The sequence below is a fragment of the Leptothoe sp. ISB3NOV94-8A genome (genome assembly GCF_043421595.1).
GTDB classification, from domain to species: Bacteria; Cyanobacteriota; Cyanobacteriia; order Phormidesmidales; family Phormidesmidaceae; genus Leptothoe; species Leptothoe turfae.
Genome location: NZ_JAXSQW010000001.1, coordinates 6,294,423 through 6,316,921, shown reverse-complemented (window position 1 = coordinate 6,316,921; position 22,499 = coordinate 6,294,423). Strand labels below are relative to the sequence as shown.

At 47.8% G+C, this 22,499-nt stretch carries 17 protein-coding genes and 1 pseudogene; 13 read left to right on the top strand and 5 right to left on the bottom strand.

Annotated elements, in window-relative coordinates; translation table 11 throughout:
• The first annotated feature begins 171 nt into the window (after positions 1–171).
• Together SPB21_RS27090 and SPB21_RS27085 are read left to right on the top strand one after the other, a co-directional pair.
• Entirely contained in the window at positions 172–1,530 is a 1,359-nt protein-coding gene (locus SPB21_RS27090; RefSeq protein ID WP_499868170.1) for an AAA-like domain-containing protein, read from the top strand.
• A gap of 392 nt (positions 1,531–1,922) precedes the next feature.
• On the top strand, positions 1,923–3,521 hold the full coding sequence (locus SPB21_RS27085; protein WP_499868168.1) for a flavin monoamine oxidase family protein: 1,599 nt from the start codon (positions 1,923–1,925) through the stop codon (positions 3,519–3,521).
• Between the two features lie 32 nt (positions 3,522–3,553).
• Here the strand turns inward: SPB21_RS27085 and SPB21_RS27080 are convergent.
• A pseudogene (locus tag SPB21_RS27080) lies at positions 3,554–4,021 on the bottom strand (PAS domain-containing protein); the annotation flags it as partial.
• A gap of 213 nt (positions 4,022–4,234) precedes the next feature.
• Here SPB21_RS27080 and SPB21_RS27075 point away from each other — a divergent pair.
• Genes SPB21_RS27075 through SPB21_RS27065 form a run of 3 tightly spaced genes read left to right on the top strand, consistent with a single transcriptional unit; the run spans position 4,235 to position 7,843 of the window.
• The gene (locus SPB21_RS27075; protein ID WP_163663707.1) at positions 4,235–4,993 is read left to right on the top strand and encodes a MinD/ParA family ATP-binding protein; all 759 of its coding nucleotides are present in this window, start codon (positions 4,235–4,237) and stop codon (positions 4,991–4,993) included.
• 5 nt (positions 4,994–4,998) lie between these two features.
• Positions 4,999–6,027, top strand: a complete 1,029-nt coding sequence (gene glsA / locus SPB21_RS27070; protein ID WP_499868166.1) for a glutaminase A — start codon at positions 4,999–5,001, stop codon at positions 6,025–6,027.
• A gap of 7 nt (positions 6,028–6,034) precedes the next feature.
• Entirely contained in the window at positions 6,035–7,843 is a 1,809-nt protein-coding gene (locus tag SPB21_RS27065; RefSeq protein ID WP_499868164.1) for a PAS domain S-box protein, read from the top strand.
• A gap of 363 nt (positions 7,844–8,206) precedes the next feature.
• On the opposite strand, the gene SPB21_RS27060 is transcribed toward SPB21_RS27065, so the two are convergent.
• Together SPB21_RS27060 and queA are read right to left on the bottom strand one after the other, a co-directional pair.
• Entirely contained in the window at positions 8,207–9,904 is a 1,698-nt protein-coding gene (locus SPB21_RS27060; protein ID WP_163663713.1) for an ATP-binding protein, read from the bottom strand.
• 238 nt (positions 9,905–10,142) lie between these two features.
• The gene (gene queA, locus SPB21_RS27055) at positions 10,143–11,198 is read right to left on the bottom strand and encodes a tRNA preQ1(34) S-adenosylmethionine ribosyltransferase-isomerase QueA (protein ID WP_499868753.1); all 1,056 of its coding nucleotides are present in this window, start codon (positions 11,196–11,198) and stop codon (positions 10,143–10,145) included.
• A 243-nt stretch (positions 11,199–11,441) separates the two neighbouring features.
• Here queA and SPB21_RS27050 point away from each other — a divergent pair, with 243 nt between their 5' ends.
• The gene (locus SPB21_RS27050) at positions 11,442–11,831 is read left to right on the top strand and encodes a hypothetical protein (protein ID WP_006517587.1); all 390 of its coding nucleotides are present in this window, start codon (positions 11,442–11,444) and stop codon (positions 11,829–11,831) included.
• A 24-nt stretch (positions 11,832–11,855) separates the two neighbouring features.
• On the opposite strand, the gene SPB21_RS27045 is transcribed toward SPB21_RS27050, so the two are convergent.
• On the bottom strand, positions 11,856–12,302 hold the full coding sequence (locus tag SPB21_RS27045) for a YraN family protein (RefSeq protein ID WP_499868162.1): 447 nt from the start codon (positions 12,300–12,302) through the stop codon (positions 11,856–11,858).
• A 74-nt stretch (positions 12,303–12,376) separates the two neighbouring features.
• Between SPB21_RS27045 and SPB21_RS27040 the strand changes: the two genes are divergently transcribed.
• Positions 12,377–13,561: a C39 family peptidase gene (locus SPB21_RS27040; protein WP_163697904.1), complete on the top strand. Its 1,185-nt coding sequence runs from the start codon at positions 12,377–12,379 to the stop codon at positions 13,559–13,561.
• Positions 13,562–13,594: 33 nt separating this feature from the next.
• Here SPB21_RS27040 and dnaG read toward each other — a convergent pair whose 3' ends face one another.
• Entirely contained in the window at positions 13,595–15,544 is a 1,950-nt protein-coding gene (dnaG, locus tag SPB21_RS27035) for a DNA primase (protein ID WP_499868160.1), read from the bottom strand.
• Between the two features lie 517 nt (positions 15,545–16,061).
• On the opposite strand from dnaG, the gene SPB21_RS27030 reads away from it, so the two are divergent.
• The 6 genes from SPB21_RS27030 to SPB21_RS27005 all read left to right on the top strand — a co-directional run bounded on the left by SPB21_RS27030 (position 16,062) and on the right by SPB21_RS27005 (position 22,457).
• Positions 16,062–16,634, top strand: a complete 573-nt coding sequence (locus SPB21_RS27030) for a glycosyltransferase (protein WP_163663721.1) — start codon at positions 16,062–16,064, stop codon at positions 16,632–16,634.
• Positions 16,635–16,700: 66 nt separating this feature from the next.
• A complete protein-coding gene (locus SPB21_RS27025) occupies positions 16,701–17,327 on the top strand; it encodes a glycosyltransferase (protein ID WP_163663723.1) in 627 nt (208 codons plus the stop codon).
• 80 nt (positions 17,328–17,407) lie between these two features.
• Entirely contained in the window at positions 17,408–19,069 is a 1,662-nt protein-coding gene (locus SPB21_RS27020; RefSeq protein ID WP_499868158.1) for a glycerol-3-phosphate dehydrogenase/oxidase, read from the top strand.
• A gap of 52 nt (positions 19,070–19,121) precedes the next feature.
• Positions 19,122–19,664 (top strand): metal-dependent hydrolase, encoded by a 543-nt coding sequence (locus tag SPB21_RS27015; protein WP_163663727.1) that lies wholly within the window; start codon positions 19,122–19,124, stop codon positions 19,662–19,664.
• Between the two features lie 59 nt (positions 19,665–19,723).
• Complete coding sequence (locus tag SPB21_RS27010; RefSeq protein ID WP_250564910.1) at positions 19,724–21,364, top strand: class I SAM-dependent methyltransferase; 1,641 nt, start codon at positions 19,724–19,726, stop codon at positions 21,362–21,364.
• A 49-nt stretch (positions 21,365–21,413) separates the two neighbouring features.
• Entirely contained in the window at positions 21,414–22,457 is a 1,044-nt protein-coding gene (locus SPB21_RS27005) for an NAD-dependent epimerase/dehydratase family protein (RefSeq protein ID WP_499868156.1), read from the top strand.
• Positions 22,458–22,499 lie beyond the last annotated feature (42 nt).

The window sequence follows — 22,499 nt, the reverse complement described above, 5'->3', positions numbered from 1 at the left end:
AAGACTACTAGACAAATAGACATATAGATGTAGTATATTTCAAAATATAAACAAACAAAGGTAAGAAAAGTCGGAAAAGTCGGAAGACCTCTAATAACTTACCTGAGTTTAATAGTTATGTGAGAATGTTTAGGTGATTTCCTGTAGAATCTCTAGTTCCTGTAATCGCCTATGAATTCTGATGAAGTTCTTCTGGCCATTGAAGAGCGATTTCTTAAACGGAAGCTAACTCCAGCAGAGCGGATCGTTCTAGGACAAACCTGGAACAAACAAACCTATGATCAAATGGCCAAGCATTCAGGCTACGGAGATGCTCACCTCAAAGACACAGGCTACAAGCTGTGGCGAGCCATCTCTCAAGCTCTTGGACAGCGCGTCACTAAGAAGAGTTTACTCTTCGTGTTACAAGAACACCTACAACCGCTCTCATCATCACACCTACAACCGCTCCCATCATCGTCGAATCTAACCAAGACTTTTGTGCCTTTACATACAGAGGCACTATCAGCACGACGACCGTACCTATCTGGCCCCCTACCGCCTGATTCTCCGTTCTATATCCAGCGTTCTCCAGGCGAAGAATTAGCGTACTCAGAAATTCAGCGCCCCGGAGGTTTTGTGCGGATCAAGGCACCTCAAAAGATGGGAAAAACCTCCCTGATGTTTCGATTGATTGAAATTGCCCATCAAAACAATTATCAAACGGTCCATCTCGATTTACAAACCGTGGATCAAGATGTCTTTAGCAATATTGACACGTTTCTAAAATGGTTTTGTGTACGCAGCAGCCAATCATTAAAGTTAGCGCCAAAACTCCTTGATTTTTGGGATGCCTCCATGGGGCACAAGGTCAGCAGTGAACTCTATTACCAGGAATATCTGCTGGAAAATAGGAAAACGCCTACGATATTGATTATTGATGCAGCTGAACGACTGATTGAACATCCTAAGATCGCCCAAGATTTTTTTCCGCTGCTGCGTTCCTGGCATGAAAAAGCTCGATGGAACTTTCTTTGGCGTAACCTCCGTATTGTCATTGCACACGCTACCGAAATCTATGCTCCATTAAAAATCCATCAATCACCCTTTAACATTGGTCAAGCCATCAAATTACCTAAATTCACTGCTGCCCAGGTGGCGGAATTAGCAGCCCGCTATGGTGTAGCAAAAAGCAATGACACATTAGGAAAAATCCTTGTAGATTTGGTCGGCGGACATCCTTATCTGGTAAATATCTTTCTATATTATCTGGCTACGGAGTCCCTATCGATCGATACATTACTCAAAACAGTATCCATGCCATCCGGTATTTATGGGACTCATCTGCGGAATTATCTAGCGCTCCTAAAAAAAGAGCCAGAGTTAGCTATTTCTTTCAAACAAGTGGTCTCTTCCACAACAGGTGTGGAACTAGATGCTGTTGCTATGTATCGTTTAGAAAGCCTTGGTCTTATTACCATCAACGGATATCAGGCCATCCCTAGCTGCAATATCTATCGCTCATACTTTCAACAACAACTTAGTGTTTAGAGATACAGAATTAGCAAACATCAACATTTCCTTGTTTTTAGTCTGTTTTTTGATTCGCTCACCATGAAGATTCAAACTTTAAAAGTATCATTTCATATGAAATAAAAAGAATGCGTAAAGTCGCTCTTCAGCCGTCTTTTCCGACTTTACTTACTTTTGTCTTTTGCTATATATGTAATGTATTCACAACTGAGAATACAGCAAATTAAAAGGCAACTTAAAAAGTTTGAAAAGACTCTTTGATGTTTGCCAATGCGGATCATTTTATTGGTCCGCATTTTCTTATGTAATTAAATACTAACTCAACTATCTCTTGACTTGGCTGAAATCAGTTTACCTTTCTCACATCTAGCTTTTCTTTCAACCAAATCTACTGGAGAAATCTACAGGATATGGCACGGACTCCTCTATTTAGCTTGTTTTCTCGCGCTCTGAGGTCTGCAACTCTTGCGAAGCTTTACCGAATGCCTATTGATGAACTGTATGAACTCCAAAAAAATCAAAAGAAAGGCAGACTGGGACGACGCAAATTCTTGAAAACAGCTGCTGCCTTTGGAGGTGGGACAATGCTGGCCACTGGGAGTCAAGGGTTTCGAAATGTCGTGCTTGCCCAGGTCGTTAATCCTCCGAAAATTGTGATTGTGGGGGCAGGCCTTGCCGGACTTAATGCCGCTTACCAATTAAAAAAAGCAGGCCATCGCGCCACAATTTACGAAGCCTCAAACCGTGTCGGTGGCAGGATGTATACAGTACACGATGCCATTGGAGAAAATGCCTGGGTGAACCTCGGAGCCGAGTATATCAATAGCGATCATGAGGATATGATCGCCCTGGCTGAAGAACTGAATATTCCCCTGATCGATCGCTTTACTCCCGATGAGCTGGCATTGAAGAATCTGTATTATTTCGACGGGCGCACGATTTCTGAGGCCGAACTGGGAGAAGCACTGATCCCCATTGCCGAACGAATTGCCGTTGATGCCAAGCGGCTGGATGAAGATTGGGATACGGTTAGCGTTGAACTGGATGCCCTCTCGGTTTCTGACTATTGCGATCGCCTTGGCATTTCAGGATGGGTGCGAGAGCTTATCGAGACTGTCATGGTTGCAGAAATGGGACTTGAAACTGACGAGATTACCGCTCTCAATCTAGTTTGGTTGATTCCCAGCGTCGGTGAAGACGGGAGCGTTGAACCAACAGGGGAGTCCGACGAACGATACCTTGTCCAAAATGGGACTCAGGCCATCACTGACGCGATTGCCCAACAGGTGCAAGGCCAAATTGAAACAGGAATGACCTTGACTTCTATTCGCAGCCAGGGTGAACGATTCCGACTCACATTTAACTACAGGGATGTCGAGGCGGATATTGTTATTCTTGCCATTCCCTTTAGCGTTCTTCGCCGCATTCCGCTACAGTTGGACCTACCTCGATCCCTACGTCAATTCATTCATCAAGTAGGTTATGCCAATAATGTCAAAGTCGCTACGGGGTACAGCAAATCTATTTGGCGAGAACAAAAATTAAGTGGGGTGGGGCATACCAATCTTCCTTACCAAACCTTTTTTGAAACCACGCAACTTCAAGAAACAGAAACAGGATCTCTCACCTTTTACTTAGGGGGAAATGTTGGATTTGAGAGCAAGCGTTATAGCGTTCGCGAAAATGCTCGAATCTATACACAAATGCTCAATGATCTAATTCCTGGTTTAGCAACAGCCTGGAATGGCAAAGCAACTCGCCTACACTGGCCAACCCATAGTTATGCCCTGGGAAGTTATGCCTGCTGGCAACCGGGACAGTACACCGGGTTTATGCAAGACTATGTTTATATTGAAGGGGAAGAGGAGCAAGAGTTTGCTGTGGGGAACTTAATCTTTGCTGGAGAACATACCAGTGATGAATACCAGGGCTATATGAATGGTGCGGCACAGTCAGGACGTTTGGCAGCCCGTGCTGTCTTATACCGGCTCTTTCGGCTCTTAAGTTGACTACTGAAGTGTTTTTCCCTTAAATCCTACCTCTAGCTCCAGAATTCATCTAGGTTGACATCTGATATCTCCTCCTGTACTTTCTGAAAGTAGGTGCTTGAAGTCAGGCTTTTAACTTCTTCTTCCCGTTTTTTGTGATCAATCTCGATTTGCAACTCTTCTAATTGCCGTTTGAGTTCATCTTCGCGCCGCTTGCGCTCGGTAATGTCTTGCACAATGCCTTCGTAATACAGCACATTACCGTTGTTATCTTTTACAGAACGAGTATCGATTTGAGTCCAGATAATATCGCCATCTTTGCGATAGCAGCGATATTCAAAGTCTTTGACAAAGCCTTGTTGGTCTAGCAGTTCTCTAAATTCGGCTCGCCGCTCTAGATCAACGTATAGCTGTTTACCGATATTAGTGATTTGTTCAATCATTTCCTGGGGAGAGTCATAGCCATAAATTTTGGCCAGGGCTGGGTTGACGCTCAGGAATCGTCCTTGGGGAGAGGATTGCACTCCTCTGCGCGCCTTGGGAATATTCCTGCCATCTTGAAGCAGACGGAGCTACCCCTGGTCCAGGCTCTGCTAACAGGGGTAGCTCTGCCTGATGTCATGAAGATCTAACACAGGGTCAGGAGGTGCTTTACTAAGGAATTTGGCATTTTCTTTGATAGCAGATTTATATCTGGTATTTTCTTGAGAAGCTTCCAACATAATTTCCCAGGTATGCCCAAAGTTGTTTCGGTACATTCTTATCGAGGCGGTACTGGTAAATCCAACTTTACTGCTAATTTAGCGACCACTATCGCCCTCCAGGGTAATCGCGTCGGTATTGTGGATACTGATGTGCCTTCCCCTGGTATTCATAACCTATTTGGTCTAGAGCCTGAGCACACCCACAAAACCCTAAATAATTATCTTTGGGGGGAAACTTCTATTGAAGATGCCGCCTATGATGTGGGTGAAAAGTTGGGTGTGGCTGGCGATGGCAAGCTTTACTTGGTTCCTTCTAGTGTCAGGGCCGATGATATTGCCCGCATTCTCAAGGATGGCTACGATGTCAGGCTGATGAACGATGGCTTTCGTAGCTTAGTCAAGACGCTAAAACTTGACTATCTATTCATCGATACCCACCCAGGGCTATCTAAAGAAACCTTTTTATCCATTGCCATTTCCCACGTGCTGATCTTGATCTTGCGTCCCGATAAACAGGACTATCAGGGCACAGCAGTGACTGTCGATGTGGCCCGACAGCTCAAGGTTCGTAAAATGCTCTTGGCGATCAATAAGGTTTATAGCAGCTTAAATATGGACGCCCTCAAGCAAAAAGTGGAGGAAACCTACGGTGAAACCGTAGCAGGTCTGTTTCCTCTATCTGAGGACATCGTACAGCTGGCGAGTGAAGGGGTATTTTGTGTGAACTACCCGGAGCATCCAGTCAGTCAAGAATTTCGTAAAGTCGCCCAGCAAATCGTAGGGGATTAGCCAGGATGTCAGACATCGGAGATTTGCAGTCCCTCGCCAGTTCAATCACGGCGGTCACCTCCCCGTTTCGCAATTATTTGACCGAGCTACACGAAAAGTTTCAAGCCATTAACGACGGTGCTGTAGCTGACTATATTCCTGAACTGGCGCTGGCCAAGCCGGAGTGGTTTGGGATTTGTGTGGTCACCCAAAATGGTCAGGTGTTTGAAGTGGGGGAGTGCGATCAGCTATTTACGATTCAGTCGATTTCTAAGGCCTTTGTGTTTGGTTTAGCCCTCGAAGATCATGGTCGTGAGTATGTGAATAGCAAGGTGAGTGTAGAGCCGACGGGGGAAGCCTTTAATGCCATTGTGCTGGATGAGGCGACGAATCGTCCTTATAACCCGATGGTGAATGCAGGTGCGATCGCAACCACAGACCTGATCAAAGGCAGCAGCAGCACCGAACGACTCAAGCGCATGCTGGCCATGTTTCAGCGCTACACCGGTCGAGAGCACGACATTAATGTGCCTGTCTTTTTATCCGAAAAGGCCACTGGCTACCGTAACCGTGCCATGTCCTACCTGATGCTGAACTTTGGCATGGTGGGCGACAAAATTGACGAAACCCTGGACCTGTACTTTCAGCAGTGCTCGATCATGGTCAACGCCCGTGATTTAGCCATGATGTCCGCCACCTTGGCCAACGGCGGCATCAACCCTGTCACCCAAGAACGCGCCATTGATGAGCACTATGTACAAGACGTAATTAGCGTGATGCTCACCTGCGGCATGTACGATGCCTCTGGCGAATGGGCCTATCGAGTGGGGATGCCGGCCAAAAGCGGTGTCGGCGGCGGTATTTTAGCCGTAGTGCCCAAGCAGCTGGGCATAGGCACTTTTTCCCCACCGCTAGATGCCAAAGGCAACAGCGTCCGGGGCATCAAAGTTTGTGAAGCCTTAGCTACAGATTTTGGCTTACATCTATTTAACGCCGCCAAGCCTGAGCGAGAGCTGCAAGCCTGGATTGATGGCAACGATGTGGATAGCTGGTAGATACCCCATGAAACTACCAGCTCGCCTGCAGTCGCCCAACAATCTGCCCCTACGAGTGGTCTTGATTGTGCTGTTTGTTGGCCAAATTGTCGGAGCCGTCGGTCTAGTGGGCTATCTGTCCTTTCGCAATGGTCAAAAGGCCGTGAATGGGCTGGCTATCCAACTACGCCATGAGGTCACAGCCCGGATTGAACAAGAACTACAGAGCTATTTTGAAACCCCCCACGAGATCAATCGACTCAATGCCAGCGCCTTTGCCAGAGGCATACTGGATGTAGACGGAGCAGGCTTTGGTGAAACCCAGCTCTATCAACAGATGCGGATTGCCCCCACCATTGCCCTGGCCTACTGCGGTAGCGCCCGCAGTGGCGAATTTTTTGGAGTGTTGCGATCGCCTGAAAATGGTGCACTGCAGCTAACTTATAGTAATCCCGCCACCCAAAAACTGCGCCGATATTACAGCTTAGATGTCCGGGGAGAACGCACTAACTTTCTATGGCAGGCAGATACACCCTATGATTCTCGCCAACGTCCCTGGTATAAAGCGGCAGCCTTGGCCGAGCGGCCCCAGTGGACAGATATCTACATTGCCTTTACCACTGGGCTACCCAATATTACTGCCAGCCTCCCCGTGTATGATCGCTCCGGCAAAGATGTGCTGGGAGTATGTGCAACGGATGTGGTGCTCCCAGAGGAATTTAGAACCTTTTTACAAAGCCTACAAATCGGGCAAACCGGGCAAGCCTTTGTGATCGATCGCCAGGGGCAGCTGATTTCCAACTCAACCGATGAACCCCTGATGGTCAACGATGGGGATACTGCCACCCCCCTGCTAGCTATCAATAGCAGCGATCAGTTAGTCCGAGATACGGCCCGTTACCTCGCCCAGCGATTCAATGGGTTTACTAACGTGACCGAAGTTCAGCAGCTACAGCTACAGCTCAACGGTAAACGCCAATTTTTAGAAGTGCTGCCGTTCCAAGATGGGTTTGGTCTCGATTGGCTGATTGTGGTCGTTGTGCCCGAAGCCGATTTTATGGGCCAGATTAATGCCAACACCCGCAATACCATCCTGCTATGTGGGCTAGCGCTGCTGGTTGCTATTGCCTTAAGCGTGCTGACGGCCCGTCGAATCACCCGTTCGCTTCTACGGCTATCTCAAGCCTCCGATCGCTTGGCCCAAGGCCATCTAGACCCGCAGGTGAAGTCCAGTTTTATTGCCGAAATTGATACCCTGGCCAACTCATTTAACAAAATGACTCGGCAGCTGAAGCAGTCCTTTGAGAATATCCGCATTGCCGAGGAAAACTACCGCAGCATCTTTGAAAACGCCCTGGAGGGGATCTTTCAATCTAGCCCTGAAGGCCGTTTTATCAATGTCAACCCAGCCCTAGCCAACATCTATGGCTATGACTCTCCCCAAGAGATGATCGATAGCATTACCAACATTGGTACGCAGCTGTATGTTGATCCAGAAAAACGGGCAGACTTTCAAGCAAAAATCGACCAGCAAGACAGCATTACCGGGTTTCAATATCAGTGCTACTGCAAAAACGGCAGTATTATTTGGGCCCAAATCCACGCCCGAGCCGTTCGCACCTCCCAAGGTCAAGTGCTCTACTATGAGGGCATTGTCCAAGACATTACGGAACGCAAGCGGCGCGAAGACGAGCTAAAACGCCAGCTGGCCGAGCTAAAAATTGAAATCGATCAGCAGCAGCGGCAAGAGGAAGTCGCCACCCTAACTGCCAGCAGCTACTTTCAGGAAGTACAGCAGGAAATAGCCGAAGTCGATTTAGACGAATTTTGGAGCTGAAGAACCCAGAAAGGCCTATGGCCAAGCTCACTCAATACTCACCCTTGCAAGAGTCTATGGATATTAATTCTGGGAGTCTTAGGAGAGATTATAGAACAGGTTTATCACTGTATTTTAGAACTTACAACAAAACTAGGAGAGAGTTTTATTCTTGCGCATTATCGGTGGGTAATTGAGCGAACATTATCTTGGTTAGATAAGGCCAGACGTCTGTACCGAGACTATGAGATGTTACCTGAAAACCATGAAGGAGCGGTCTATGGGGTCATGATTCGCTTAAGGCTGCGTCGGTTAACCGATAATCGACGACAGTGGACGTCAAAGACTCCTCAGGCTGCTGAGTATTTGTTTATGAACCCACTCTTACTCAATACTCACCCCTTTAAAGGTAGTTGCCTTAGGCTTAGCTGCCATAGGTGCAGACTTAATTTGTTGCGTGCGTAGTCGATGCTTTTGAAAATATCCCTGCCATTCTTGGGGAGCGTTGAGAGTCTCACCACCATGTTGAGTAAGGCGTTTACGTACCTGACAAAGGACAGGAGTGTTAACACAGGCTCCAGAAATAATCACCTGCCCCTTAGTGAGGGCTGGTAACTCCTTAAGTAAATCGCGCCCAGCAGCTTCTACACCATACTTCAGACTTTCTTGATCCACTGGATTCACAATGCGCATAAGAAACTGGCTCATGCACTGGGAGAGCACATCAGAATCAAGCTTGCCGGGCCGTTGGGTGATTAATCCCACACCCAAGCCAAACTTACGACCTTCGCTGAGGATTGTACGGAGCACTGCTTTGCAGCGAGATGGTTCCTTGGCTGGGGCAAAGCGATGGGCTTCTTCGATCAAGACGAATACAGGAAAAGGTAAATAGTTTTCATCACCTTCTTCGATTTTATCGCGGGCCGTGTTGATGCGCGCATGGTAGCTCTGACGTAGCACCGCTGCACAGATAACCTGCTGTTCTTCCTGGCTGATTTCGTTCATCTGCAAGACGGTCACCTGCCCCGGCTCAAATAAATCGCGGGGGGCCATGTGGTTCATCTGATGAAAGTAAGGAGATCGAGCTAGACGATCCAGCTTCCACTCCAACGCAGGCGCAGACGATCCCACCTTGTCATTGCCCTCATCATCAGCTGTGGTGTCAGCCTCGTAAACTGCTGCAATGAGATCATTTACATTCCACCGGTAGTCTCCCCGTTTATGTTTACCCAAAATGGTAAACGCCTTGTTGAGTATGGACTGTTGACGGTCACTCATCTCGGGCAGTAGGGTCAGAATATCGTAATAGTCCAGGGACGACATCCGAATCTGAATATCTTCAGGTGTGAGAATTTGGACTTTAGGGGCATAGCCATCGCTGTCATGAAAGGCTGAATGACCTCGCATTTCTGCTAGGGTACTGTATTCTCCATGGGGATCGAAGATGAGCACCGCTGCTCGGTTATAGGGCTGCAAAAATTCTTCGATGAGGACACCGGCTGTGTAGCTTTTGCCTGAGCCCGTCCCCGCCAGGATAGCCATGTGGGTACTGACAATTTCTTTCACGTCCAGGGCGACGGGGACACTGCCGCCAGGACGCAGTAGTAGAGAACCAATTTGGGCCGATCCCACCTCGCCTGGCTGCTTTTTATTGACGACCTGTTGTAGGCGGCTATCTGCTGCAATATGGACTTTGGCCCCTGGATCTGGGGTTATGCGAGGGTTAATAAACCCAAGGGCCGGATGGAAGTAGCCAATGACATCCACCGTGACCTCATAAATTTCTGGGTTGGGATACGCAAACCCAATCAGTGAGGCAATGGTATCTGGGCTAATTTGTGTGTCAGCAAAAATCCGATCCGGTAGATGATCGATGAGTCGACGGTCAGAAATCTTCCCTAAAATTTCCCAGGAGCCATTACTATCGGGTGCTTCGATGGCATAAAAGACAAATTCACCGATTTTGACCCGCTTGTTATCGGCAGTAATAAAGACATATTGGTTGCCATCTTCGCCAGGGCCCTTGACTGTGCCAATTACTGGATTCTCAGTACCTGAATCGGAGTGAGCCGTTGGAGTCATAGCGGTGCGATCGCATCAGTGCTGGCTTGCAAGCCAATATCACCCACCATAGTAAACCTGTATTGCTGGAAAGAAACCTGATCTTTTAGGGATGCATGCAGTACCGTCCTGAAATGTTCTGCAAGCCATGGTAAGAAAGGGAGAACGGCCTCGAAACATAACTTCAAAAGAAGCTCGTACGACGGCACGTTCTCCATGGGGGACATGGAGAATGACGAACAGGCTATTTTTGAGTTCCCTAAGTTAAACGATAAACATCCGGCAAAATCACCATGGCATCACCAAAGGAATAGAAGCGATAGGCCTGTTTAATCGCATCTTGATAAAGATCCATCAGTCGCTGACGGCCCACTAGTGCGCTCACTAACATCAATAAGCTGGAGCCAGGCAAATGAAAATTAGTGATCAATCCATCCACCACTTGCCACTGATAGCCAGGGTAGATAAATAAATTAACCGCACCTTGGTACGCCTTGAGACTGCCTTCCTGGTTAACCACGCCTTCTAAGGTGCGAGTGGTCGTAGTGCCGACAGCAAAAACATGGTTACCTCGTGCTTTAGTTTCTTTAATCAGATCGACTGTGCTTTGGGGTAAATGAACCCATTCTGCATGCATCTTATGGTCAGTAATCGCTTCTGATTCTACCGGGCGAAAGGTGCCCAACCCTACATGCAGCGTAACTTCAGCTCGCTGCACACCTTTTTCTTCCAGCGCTTGAAATACCTCTGGGGTAAAGTGCAAACCAGCTGTAGGAGCTGCCACGGCACCGGGGTTTTGGGCATAGATTGTTTGATATTGGTCCGGCTCCGCATGGGAGTCGGTGATGTAAGGCGGTAACGGAACTTCCCCGAAAGCGTCCATAAGTTTGTCGATGGGGGTATCCGTTGTGGTTTCAAACGTGAGTAATCGACCGTTGGTGTCGAGATCGCAATCCTCTACCCTGGCCGTTAGCAGAGGGTTCTCTAAATCTGGGCCAAAATAGATTGAACTCCCTGGTTTTAAGCGTCGTCCTGGTTTGACCAGTGCCAACCATTGATGGGGTGGGATACGGGGTTCTAGTAATAAAACTTCAACCTTCGCCCCACTTGGTTTGTATCCATACATTCTTGCCGGAATGACTCGCGTATTATTAATCACGAGGAGGTCTCCAGCACACAAAAACTTAGGCAAGTCTTTAAAATAGGCATGCTGGTGATCGGTGTTTGATGAGATCACCATTAAGCGAGAGTGATCTCGGGGTATAACCGGTTCCTGTGCAATCAAACTTGGCGGTAGTTCATATTGATAAGCCATCAAGGAATAATCGCTGTTTGCCTGCTGTTGATCGATCAATTCTTGACTATGGGATGGTTGACGGCTATTAGATGGAGACATAGTTTATAAAGAACAGCAGATGAAATACCGTTGATTTTTGATAAAGGCGTGTTTTCGGCCTTACTAAGCCGAGGGATTTAATGCCAGACTATTAGATGGATTTCTAGGGACCGGCTGCCTAAGTGATTCAAACGATCTAGACTGTAGCACCGCTTTATACCTATGGATTACGTTTACTATTTATCCAATGCCAGTCTTGTTCTGCGAGTTGTTGAAAGGCTACATCGCCTCACTCAGCTCCCGTTAGAGTTCTTAAGTGTTATTCATCGTATCGATGGCTGGATTATTCGGGTTAGGCTACATGAAAGTGTCTCTCCGGATACGGCATCGAACTTTCAAGCTTTTTTAGATGAATTGGGCGGTCGTTCCAAACCTGGTTATCGCGTGCGGATGGCGTTATGGGGTTTGGAAACTGGCCAAACATCCGTAGATGTCATGCGTCGTTACCAGGTCGCTGTTGTTTCCCATGGCAAACCTGACCGCTACGAAATTGAAGAATTTCGCAAGCAGTTTGTTCAAGGTTTAGGCTATTGCCCTGAAACCCTGGCGTAATTAATTATTCATGGAGGGTGGGGGTTAAGCCCATCCTTCAATGGCATTGACCAAATAATCTTGTAGCACCAGGTATCGCGCACCGTCCGGCAGTTTTAGCTGAGCCCTGGCTGTTTGTGATGCCTTCCCATGGCAGCTAACCAATGCCACATCTAAACGGCACGGCAACTGAGCCAGATGCGGATGGCGGGTGAGAAAGAGGCGAGCCGTGGTCCAAAGTTTTCGCTGCTTAGCGCGGGTAATGGATAATAGCCCATCCAGATCCCAGTTGCCCCGACTGCGCGTTTTCACTTCTACAAATGCCAGCATTTCGCTACTCAGCTGGCCACCTTGGGTGTTGTAGCCCTGGGCCACAAGGTCTAGTTCTCCCCAGCGACAGTGCCATCGTCGATAAAGAATTTCCCAGCCTTGCTGCATCAGCCAGGTCTCCACTAGTTGCTCGCCATACACTCCCAGATCTTGATCAGGCATAGCCGTTCTTGTTTAAGCCTTCGAGCTAGATTGCCCTGGGCTGTCAGCATAAAATCAAGTACTGCTAACTACCGATGAAAATCGCCAGAGAACTGGGTAATATGGCACAAAATCCCCTGGCTAGACAGCGCATCATGAGTCAAAAACTAAAAGCGGACCTTTATGCAGAGTATCAACAAGCGTTTGACCGATGCACAGTACGGTCAGAGTCTTTAGGGTTAGCGCAGGGGGTGACTAATCGATTGGTGGCTTTGCGATCGCACTATGATGCTGTGGAAAAATCAACCACTGTGCCCTGGTGGTTTGCTGGCATTTTGCATTACAAAGAATGGAATTTCCGCGAGCCTGCCCTCTTTGAAAAGAAAGTGGCAGAAGTTCTCATTGACAAAAAATATCACCAAGCAACTACCCGCACTGTAGCTGCCTATCTCTGGGGATTTGACCTTTGGAATGGCTTTCAAGATGGTTCAGGTAACCAGTCCACTTGGGTGTGGGGCAGCACCAATGTCCTGGCAAAGAAGACCCCTGAAATGGGGGCAGCCGGAATTTTAAAGCGCTTGCAGCAACAGGGGCTAGTGAAGGTTAATGCAACGGCTCCAGTAGCAGCTAAAGCGTCAGCAACTAAGAGTACCCAGCCTGCCCCCGCCAAAGCACCCGCAAAGCCTGCACCCGCAAAACCCGCCCCTAAGCCTGCCAAGAAAGGTAAAAAGCTGCCGGTCATGTACTTTTCCCAGCGTGACAACGCGGCCCAAGCGCATCGGACGTGTAATACCGCCAGCTGTTGGATGGGCGCACTCTACATGAAAACGGCCCTCTGGGAAGAATGTGGCGAAGACCAAAATGCAGACCTCAATTTCTACTTACCTAAAGTAGAAACCTACGGAGACACTACGGACCATGGCGCTCAGACTAGAGCACTGTCAAGCCTGGGGGTGGAGTCGGCATGGCACACTACGCTTTCCATGAATGATGTCAAAAAAGAACTTGATGCAGGTCGTCCGGTCGTTTTAGGTGTGTTGCACAAGGGGCCTGTCAGTAGCCCCCGTGGTGGTGGTCACATGATTTTGGCAGTGGGCTACGACGACAGTGGCATGTTTATCCACGACCCCTATGGAGAGATGGACTTGGTGAACGGTGGCTATCCTGGTTCGACCGATGGGTCCTATCGCCACTACAGCTATAAAAATTTAGGTGCTCGTTTTGAGGTTGAAGGCCCTGGGAGCGGTTGGGGGCGTCTATTCAAAGGGAGCCGTGCGTAATAATTATGGCTACCGTTGCAGCTCGATCACCGCTTATCCATCCAACTGACCATAAAATTCACCAACCCAGGGTAAGCTAGCCAAATCTTCAAAAGCGACCTGCCGCTCTTGCTCTAGTTCAGCGATCCGATTTTTCTCGGCATAGCTTTGCTTTTGATAGTAGGCGCATTCATCAGGCTGAGTTTCTAAGTCAGTTTCTTCCCACAGTTTTAGAAAGTAACGATATCGCTTTTCGCACAGGGTCTTCTCCATGCAGGCTACGGATGCTCGAATAATTAGGGGGGCACGGAGAATATCACGCTGCGTCTTTTCATCGAGATAAAGCAGGTGATGAACCTGGGAAAGGGGGCCGGTGGATTCTGAGGCTAAATTGCGGAGCTGCTCCAGTAGGCGCATGGGAGATGTGTCAGGTTGCGCCTCATCGGCGGTCTGCCACTGCATCATCATGCGCCAGAGGGCACGATGATGGGAAAAACTCAGTTGCAAATCCCGTTCTTCCAGAGCCTGTTTAACCGCTTGGCGATTTTTCGGCATGTGAATGTAGACCCGTAAAAGCCACCCTTCTGCTTCTTCCAGCGCACTCTTTTTAATGGCGACTTTAAACTTTTGAGGTGCGTCGTCTGGGGAGCGTCGCTGACGGCGTACCTGGGCTAAAAAGTTTTCGGCCAGCAGGGGCACTAGTCGCGCATCGCCCTGGCTAAAGATTTCGGCGCAGTGGCGAATATAGTGGGTGCGAGTATCGGCATTGGCAATGTCGGCCAGCAGTTTGACGATATCCTGGGATGCTTTTTGAAACTGGTCGGCCTGTTTCAGGTCTACATTTTGTAGGGTTTGTTGGATTTGCCAGTCGAGCCACAGCGGAGCGGCATCAACTAAGGCATTGTATTCATCAGCGACATGGGTTTTCAGGTAGTCATCGGGGTCCTTGCCGTCAGGAATGTTGAGAATGCGTAGCTGCACATCACCTCGGTGAGCCATTTCAGTAACTTCACCAATCGCTCGCTGTGCTGCCTTAACCCCGGCAGCATCAGCATCAAAATTAAAAATGATTTGCTTTGATTCGGTGTAGCGCAGTAACTGTCTCACCTGTCCGGCATTAAGGGCAGTCCCCAAAGAGGCCACAGTATTCGTGATCCCTGCCGCGTGGAGGGCAACCACATCGAAATAGCCTTCGACAACAATGGCGCGGTCTTGCTTTGCGATCGCACCTTTTGCCTTATCCAACCCGTACAGAGTTTTACTCTTATCAAACAGCTCGGTCTCCGGTGAGTTTAAGTACTTGGGTTTTTCATCCCCAAGACAGCGCCCCCCAAAACCAATAATGCGTCCGTTGGGATCATGGATGGGAACCATGACCCGATTGCGAAAACGGTCATAGTAACCCGTACCTTTTTTATTAGGTAAAATCAGACCGGCCTGTTCCACCAGTTTGACTGAATAGTTTTTTTGTTCCACCAGATAACCATAGAGGGGTTGCCAGCCATCGGGGGCATAGCCAAAGGTGAAGTGCTTGAGAATGTCATCACTAAATTGGCGTTGCGATCGCAAATAGGCCAATGCCTCCTGCCCAGCACTCTGATATAGGGCGTGTTCGTAAAATTTAGCGGTCACTGTCAGAATTTCAAACAGCTGTTCACGCAGGGTGACTTTGCGTTGATACTCTTGTTGTTTGGCAGGTTCTAAGGTTTTGACAGGGACCTGATACCGTCGCGCCAGGTCCAAGACGACTTCCGCAAACGATTGCTGCCCCAATTCCATCAAAAACTTGAAAGCATTTCCCCCAGCGCCACAGCTAAAACAGTAATAAAACTGTTTCGAAGGACTGACACTGAAACTAGGGGACTTATCATCATGAAACGGACAGAGGCCCGTAAAGTCTTTGCCTTGCTTTTTGAGCACCACATGTTCGGACACCACATCAACGATGTCCACTCGCTGGCGCACATCATCGATGGTATCTGGGTGTATGCGGGGAGAACCCATGGAGCTCCAGGTGGCTATGTTGGCCTAACCATCATAGGATCAATCATAGCGAGCAAGCTGTAGGGCAAACCAAGTTAGGAGTATGCAAGCTTATTCGCTTAATTGAACCAAGCTCACACAATCTTTAATCAGGTCTTCAAAATATAGATATTACATAAATGAAGCCTAGCCAGCTATTGAAAAAACTACGTATATATGGATATATTCGTGGTTACATATCCGAAAATTTACGAAGGTCCGTAAAGTAGGAGTACCATCCTAGACTTTAGGAGCTGTAGGCAGTACCAACTGTTTCCAATTGGGTTCTAGCTTCTTGTTGGAAATGTTGTTAAGTAATGGATTCAATATCCAGCGGACTTGGTCCTCTCGACTATCTGTATCCATTTTTACGTAACAGCATAATAGAAACGTTAAAAATTAGTCCCTAGTGAGGTCATAACTCGTAGGGCTTATTTTGGTTTTGTGTTTTCGGTGTGATTGTCCGTTTTTAACAACATTCGAGCATAGAAGAGTTTCGATGAACATCTTGATGCTTGCTCCACATCCCTTTTACCAGGCAAGGGGTACCCCTATCGCAGTTGACCTTGTGCTGAGAGTTCTCTCAAGTCGTGGTGAAAACATTGATGTTATTACATTTGCCGAAGGCAAGGATGTGTACTACACAAATGTGAGAATCCATCGCACCCCATCATTCAGGTTCACTCGAAATATTCGTCCTGGATTTTCTGGAAAAAAGTTGCTCTGCGACGTTTTTGTATTCATCAAGGCAGTTAAATTGGCTAGGACTGGGCGCTATGACCTTGTCCATGCGGGTGAAGAAGCTGTTTTTATTGCGTTATTTATAAAGAAAGTCTTTGGTATTCCGTACGTTTACGATATGGATTCCTCCCTTGTAGGTCAGCTAATTGATAAGTACCCCAGGTTACGGTTTTTCCAGACCTTGCTGCGTGCATTTGAGGGGACGGCTGTGAAAAATGCAGAGGCTGTTATTCCTGTTTGTCGGGCATTGGCTACTGAGGTGCAGCGCTACAGCCCGAACAAGAAAGTTGTTGTAATTCCTGATATCTCACTGCTACATCAGTCTCGCTAGAGCTGATTTGCTTGTGTTTGCTTGTGTTTGCTTGTGTTTGCTTCTATCAAAAAAGGGGATTTACCAATGCAGTTAACTCAGTTAAGAAAGACCTATAAAATCACAGGCCCCCTGTTAATGTATGTGGGCAACCTGGAACGATATCAGGGGATCAATTTACTTTTAGATAGCTTTAAGCTAGCTGTAGCTCAGATGGATGAAGTCCATCTGGTCGTTATTGGTGGCGTGTCTGAGCATATTGAGCACTATCAGCAATATGCTCGAAAGTTAGGGATTGACGCTTGCGTACACTTTATTGGTAAGCGCCCCGTAGAAGATTTGGCGTACTACTTATCTCAGGCTGATATTCTGGTTTCTCCCCGTACCCAGGGTAATAATACGCCTATGAAGTTATATTCCTACCTGGATAGCGGTAAGGCTTTATTGGCGACTAATTTACCCACCCATACTCAGGTGCTTAACCATCAGGTGGCTAGACTTGCAGCGCCTGAAGCCCAGGACTTTTCCCAAGGAATGTTGCACTTGATGCAAGATCAAGAGTTGAGGGAGCAGCTGGGAATTAAAGCTCAAGCCCTGATTGCAAAGCAACATACCTATGAGGCATTTTCCGATAAATTGACTGGGCTATATGACTGGCTACAGACTCAATTATTAGGTGAAATTCAACCCTCTAATCTTTCCAATAGCTACTAAGAGGGTCCTCTGGTTAAGAGAGTCTCTGGTCAGTAACTCAACTAGGTTGATTTGAGGCTCACAGCAGCACGGGCACAATTATGCAGAGAAACTTACAGGCATTATCCAATCAATCGTTTGACCTTTTGGTTCTCGGGGGTGGAATTCAGGGTGCCTGTGTTGCTTGGGAGGCCACATTACGGGGTTTGTCAGTTGCTTTAATTGACAAGTCTGATTTTGGAGCAGCCACATCGGCCAACAGTCTAAAGATCATTCATGGTGGGTTGCGCTATTTGCAAACTGCCGATTTTAGACGCATGCGGCAATCTATTCGAGAACGGCAGACGTTGATGCGTATTGCCCCCCATTTGGTTCATCCCTTGCCGATTTTAGTGCCTACCTATGGGCATGGTCTAAAGGGGAAAGAGGCCATGGTTGTTGCCTTGAAACTCAATGATTTAATTAGTTGCGATCGCAACCAACACTTGAGCGATCCCCAAAAGCATATCCCTCCGGGTCGGGTTTTTTCTCGGCAATGGTGTCAGCAACAAGTACCCGAGATTACAACACAGGGATTAACGGGCGCAGCCACCTTCCACGATGCCCAAGTTTATAATTCTGAACGCTTGACATTAGCTTTTATCCAATCAGCCGTTCAGCAAGGAGCCACTGTTGCGAACTATGTCAAAGCAACGGATTTTTTACAGACCGGGGATCGGATCCAAGGCATTGTTGCCCAAGATGCGTTCACCCATGAATCATTTGATGTTCGAGCCAAAGCCGTTATCAATACCAGCGGACCTTGGCTGAACCAGGTCTTAGCACGATTGCCTAAGCCTCCATCTCCCCAGGCATTTGCTAAGGCTTGGAATGTGGTGCTGCGTCGACCGCTGTTGAAGACACCCTACGCCATTGCCTTGCAAAGTTTACCTGAAGGCATGGGTACCCAAAAGACACAGCAAAAATCTCGGATGCTATTTGTAGCACCTTGGCGTGGCACATCCATGATCGGCACACTATACAGTGTATGTGACAAGTCACCCGATAGTTGGCATGTGGACGAAGCGGAAATCCAAAGCCTGCTGCGACAGATTAACCAAGCCTACCGACCTGCTCAACTGACTAGAGAGGATGTGGCCTTTGTCCATGGTGGGTTACTGCCACAAATAGGCCTTTCTAGCAGTGGTGAACCTCGGCTGGCAAAACGCTACTGTATTCGGGACCATGCCGCTGAGGGCTATGGAGGCCTGTTATCGGTGACCGGTGTTAAATACACCACCTCACGAGACGTGGCCCAAAAGGTTGTGGATTATTTATTCCGTACCTGGGAGCAGACACCCCCACCCTCACGTTCAGCCAGTACAACACTGGTAGGTGGATCCATTGAAAATATTGAAGACTTTATTCAACAGATTCTTGAACAAGACCACAGTCAGCTAAATCCCTCTGAAGTGCGGCATCTTGTCTACAACTATGGTTGTGTTTACTCGGATATCTTTAGAGGTCAAAGCGCAGACTCAACCCAAGCGATTGTCGCTCAAGTTCGTCATGCCGTACAGACAGAAATGGCTCAAACATTAAAGGATGTGATTTTCCGCCGCACTGATCTGGGATCGGCTGGTGTCCCAGATGGTTCAATGATTCGCCTTTGTGGAGAAACGATGGCTCAAGAGCTAGGTTGGAGCTATGCTCAAACCCAAGCAGAAATCGAAGGTCTAATGTCTGGAGATAAAACGTCTAGTCGAGATGTTGTCACCGTGTAGCTGTGTTCAAAACCTGATCTGTTGCTTTATTTATCTTTTATTTAACTAACCTATGCCATCTCCTATTGCCCATTCCGTCTCTGGTTATGCCATCGCCAGAGGGCTGGAGTTTCCTAAAGTTCATAGCGTTTTACCTCTGGCGTTATATGCGGTCTTTGTTGCGATCGCAGCAGATTTTGATTTTCTGCCCAAAATTGTGGCTGGGATCAATACCCATCGCGGCTTTACCCACAGTCTGATCTTTGCGCTTATATTTAGCTTGATGGTGAGCAAATTAGCCAGCAATAGGACTGCTATTAAGTACCTCAGAATCTTTGCCCTCACCCTGGTTATCTACTGTTCTCACCTGGTTCTAGATTTTTTTACCCAAGGAGGCTCAGGTATCCCGTTACTGTGGCCTGTTAGTGATCAGATGTTTCAGTCCGCCGTCCCTTTGTTTCCAGCGGTGCACCATTCCCATGGTCTATTCAATTCCATCCACCTCTTCTTTCTGACGTTTGAGCTTACCTATACGGTTCTTTTATTGTGGGGATTATCTCAGTGGAAATCATTTAGGCAGCAGCAAAAACATAAGACATCCCGCCTTGAACAGTAACTATTACATGATGCGATTGAGCTAGAACAGCCAAATCCTTCTGAGCACTGATTAATCCTATGACCTCTCTAACCAACGCTGAAGTCAATAGAGCCAACCCTCAAACTTTCCCCTCAACCAGCAGTCAGCCTATTCTGATTGACACCCATGTTCATATTTATGACTGCTTTAATATCGATACATTCCTAGACTCAGCCTGGCAAAATTTTTACAGTCAGACTGGGCATCAAGCTGGGTTTACTGGTGTGCTCTTGCTGACGGAGAGTAAATCTCACAACTGGTTTCAGTCCCTAGTGACACATGTGGGTGAATCTTCCCATCGCTGGACCTTTCATGCGACCGCAGAAACCTTGTCTTTGCGAGCTACTGATACTCAAGGTAGAACCCTTTATCTGGTGGCGGGTCGACAAATTGTTACGGCTGAAAAGTTAGAAGTAGCGGCGTTAATTTGCGATCGCACCTTCCCCGATGGGTTATCGACCCAAGCCACTATTGAAGCCATTCAAGCGGCTGGAGGCATTGCTGTACTGCCCTGGGGAGTGGGCAAATGGGTTGGTAAACGAGGAAATTTAATTACCCATCTGCTCCAACAGAAATCCCTATCCCCCCTATTTCTGGGAGATAACAGTGGGCGACCTCAATTTTGGCTAAGGCCTCCTTATTTCTCGCAAGTAGAGCAGCAAGGACGCTCCGTTTTGCTGGGTACGGATCCGTTGCCCTTGAGTTTAGAAGTTTCTCGCCCAGGTAGATATGGTCTCATGCGATTGGGAGAATTTGATGGCCACAAACCGGGGCATTACATAAAATCGAGTTTGCTCAATCCAGCCGTGAGCTGGCAACCCTACGGTAGCCTAGAGACACCCTGGCACTTTATGCGCAATCAAATTGCTCTCAGGGTGGGGGGCCTAAGGGGAGTACCCCTTAGGGGGAGAGTCCAGCCATCTCCACCCCCACCCATGGCAATTCAAAACACGCTAGCTCCTGACGGTTTTCCTGAAACTGCCGATATCGAAACATCCTCTGAGGACTATGCTTCTCGGTTTGCTGGGGCCATTGGTGAGTGGCTATTACAGGTACAAGAAGCGGCCACCTTAAAAATGTTGGCCGCTTACCCAGGGGCGAAGGTGCTAGATGTGGGCGGTGGCCACGGTCAGTTGACCAAAGTCCTGATAGAGCAAGGATATGACGTGACTGTGCTGGGGAGTGCCGAGATCTGCAAGGCCCGAATTCAGACCTATCTTGACCAGGGGCAGTGCGCCTTTCAGGTAGGTAATGTGCTGGATATGCCTTACTCAGATAATGCCTTTGATGTGGTGATTAGCTATCGCTTTTTGGCCCATGTGACCCAGTGGCAGCAGTTTCTCAGGGAGCTTACCAGAGTAGCTGGTAACGCTGTTATTGTGGACTATCCGACGGTGCGTAGTGTAAATGCGATCGCACCCGCCCTCTTCAAATTCAAAAAAGGGTTAGAAGGCAATACCCGTCCCTTTGTTTGTTATCAAGAACAAGAAATTATTGACCACTGCGAGTCTATCGGCTGGCACCCAAGTCAACGCTATGCTCAATTCTTTTGGCCGATGGTGCTTCATCGTACGTTAGGGAAGCCAAAAGTCTCTTCGCTATTAGAGAAAGCACCCCGACTGCTAGGGTTAACGCGATTATTGGGTTCACCTGTGATTGCTAAATTCCAGAAGCGTTAGAGGGTTCAGGTAATCTTTTGACTGATTAAACTCGCATATTCAAACATATATGGAAAGCACTCAGTACCAACTGCCATCTGGGAGTCGAGCCCTGGTTACAGGGGCCACTGGTTTTACCGGTTCAAATTTGGTAAAAAAGCTGATACAACAGGGGGTAGAGGTTGTTGCCATTGCCCGTAAAACTTCCAACCTTCAGCCCTTTGAAGGCTTGCCAGTCACATGGTTTCAAGGCGATGTTTTTGACCCAGACTTAATTGCTGCCGCCACCCAAAATGTGAACTATACCTTTCACATGGTGACCCCTTTTCGGGAAGCAAAGTCACCAGACATTGGCTATCACAATGTCCATGTTTTGAGCACTCAGCTCCTGGCAAAAGCAGCCTTAGAACAGCCAGACTTCCGTCGCTTTGTTCATGTGTCCACCATTGGCGTCCATGGTCATGTGGATGAGCCTCCTGGTGACGAGAACTGTCCCCTAAAACCAGGAGATATTTATCAAGAAACCAAGCTAGAAGGTGAAATCTGGATTAGGGACTTTGGTCAACAATCAGGCTTGCCCGTGACTGTGGTGCGTCCAGCGGGCATCTATGGACCTGGAGAAAAGCGACTACTAAAGATTTACAAGATGGTGATGCAGGGCTGGGTGCCTGCCATTGGCAACGGTAGTAATCTGTTGCACTTTGTCCATGTGGATGATTTAACTAATTTCTTTATTCACGCTGCAACTCACCCCCAGGCTATTGGTGAAGTGTTTATTTGTGGCAGTCAACAAGCTATTACCTTTCGAGAGATGGTCGGCTTAATTGGCAACTACTATCGAGTCTCTGCAAGATTTCTCAGCTTACCAGCCAGCCCATTATTTGCCCTGGCCGATCTGTGTGAACTCATCTTTCGTCCGTTAGGGATAGAGCCGCCAATCTATCGGCGGCGTTTAGCTTTCTACACTAAAGATCGGTCTTTTAATACCAGCAAAATGCAAACACTGTTGAATTTTGCCCCCAGTCATCAAGATAAAGATGGGTTAATCGAACTGGCGCAATGGTACCTGGATAACGGTTGGCTAACCCATAGGCATCCAAAACAAAGAGCGTAATCTAACCGCAGCTTTGACATTGAACTTGATAGTGAACTATTT

What these genes read in the sequence shown, in the direction of transcription:
- SPB21_RS27065 (WP_499868164.1), top strand. Translation starts at nt 6,035, where the DNA reads ATGAAACTACCAGCTCGCCTGCAGTCGCCCAACAATCTGCCCCTACGA.
- SPB21_RS27010 (WP_250564910.1), top strand. Translation starts at nt 19,724, where the DNA reads ATGACCTCTCTAACCAACGCTGAAGTCAATAGAGCCAACCCTCAAACT.
- SPB21_RS27020 (WP_499868158.1), top strand. Translation starts at nt 17,408, where the DNA reads ATGCAGAGAAACTTACAGGCATTATCCAATCAATCGTTTGACCTTTTG.
- SPB21_RS27005 (WP_499868156.1), top strand. Translation starts at nt 21,414, where the DNA reads ATGGAAAGCACTCAGTACCAACTGCCATCTGGGAGTCGAGCCCTGGTT.
- SPB21_RS27015 (WP_163663727.1), top strand. Translation starts at nt 19,122, where the DNA reads ATGCCATCTCCTATTGCCCATTCCGTCTCTGGTTATGCCATCGCCAGA.
- SPB21_RS27085 (WP_499868168.1), top strand. Translation starts at nt 1,923, where the DNA reads ATGGCACGGACTCCTCTATTTAGCTTGTTTTCTCGCGCTCTGAGGTCT.
- SPB21_RS27050 (WP_006517587.1), top strand. Translation starts at nt 11,442, where the DNA reads ATGGATTACGTTTACTATTTATCCAATGCCAGTCTTGTTCTGCGAGTT.
- SPB21_RS27025 (WP_163663723.1), top strand. Translation starts at nt 16,701, where the DNA reads ATGCAGTTAACTCAGTTAAGAAAGACCTATAAAATCACAGGCCCCCTG.
- queA (WP_499868753.1), bottom strand. Translation starts at nt 11,198, where the DNA reads ATGGCTTATCAATATGAACTACCGCCAAGTTTGATTGCACAGGAACCG.
- SPB21_RS27075 (WP_163663707.1), top strand. Translation starts at nt 4,235, where the DNA reads ATGCCCAAAGTTGTTTCGGTACATTCTTATCGAGGCGGTACTGGTAAA.
- SPB21_RS27040 (WP_163697904.1), top strand. Translation starts at nt 12,377, where the DNA reads ATGAAAATCGCCAGAGAACTGGGTAATATGGCACAAAATCCCCTGGCT.
- dnaG (WP_499868160.1), bottom strand. Translation starts at nt 15,544, where the DNA reads ATGGGTTCTCCCCGCATACACCCAGATACCATCGATGATGTGCGCCAG.
- glsA (WP_499868166.1), top strand. Translation starts at nt 4,999, where the DNA reads ATGTCAGACATCGGAGATTTGCAGTCCCTCGCCAGTTCAATCACGGCG.
- SPB21_RS27045 (WP_499868162.1), bottom strand. Translation starts at nt 12,302, where the DNA reads ATGCCTGATCAAGATCTGGGAGTGTATGGCGAGCAACTAGTGGAGACC.
- SPB21_RS27030 (WP_163663721.1), top strand. Translation starts at nt 16,062, where the DNA reads ATGAACATCTTGATGCTTGCTCCACATCCCTTTTACCAGGCAAGGGGT.
- SPB21_RS27090 (WP_499868170.1), top strand. Translation starts at nt 172, where the DNA reads ATGAATTCTGATGAAGTTCTTCTGGCCATTGAAGAGCGATTTCTTAAA.
- SPB21_RS27060 (WP_163663713.1), bottom strand. Translation starts at nt 9,904, where the DNA reads ATGACTCCAACGGCTCACTCCGATTCAGGTACTGAGAATCCAGTAATT.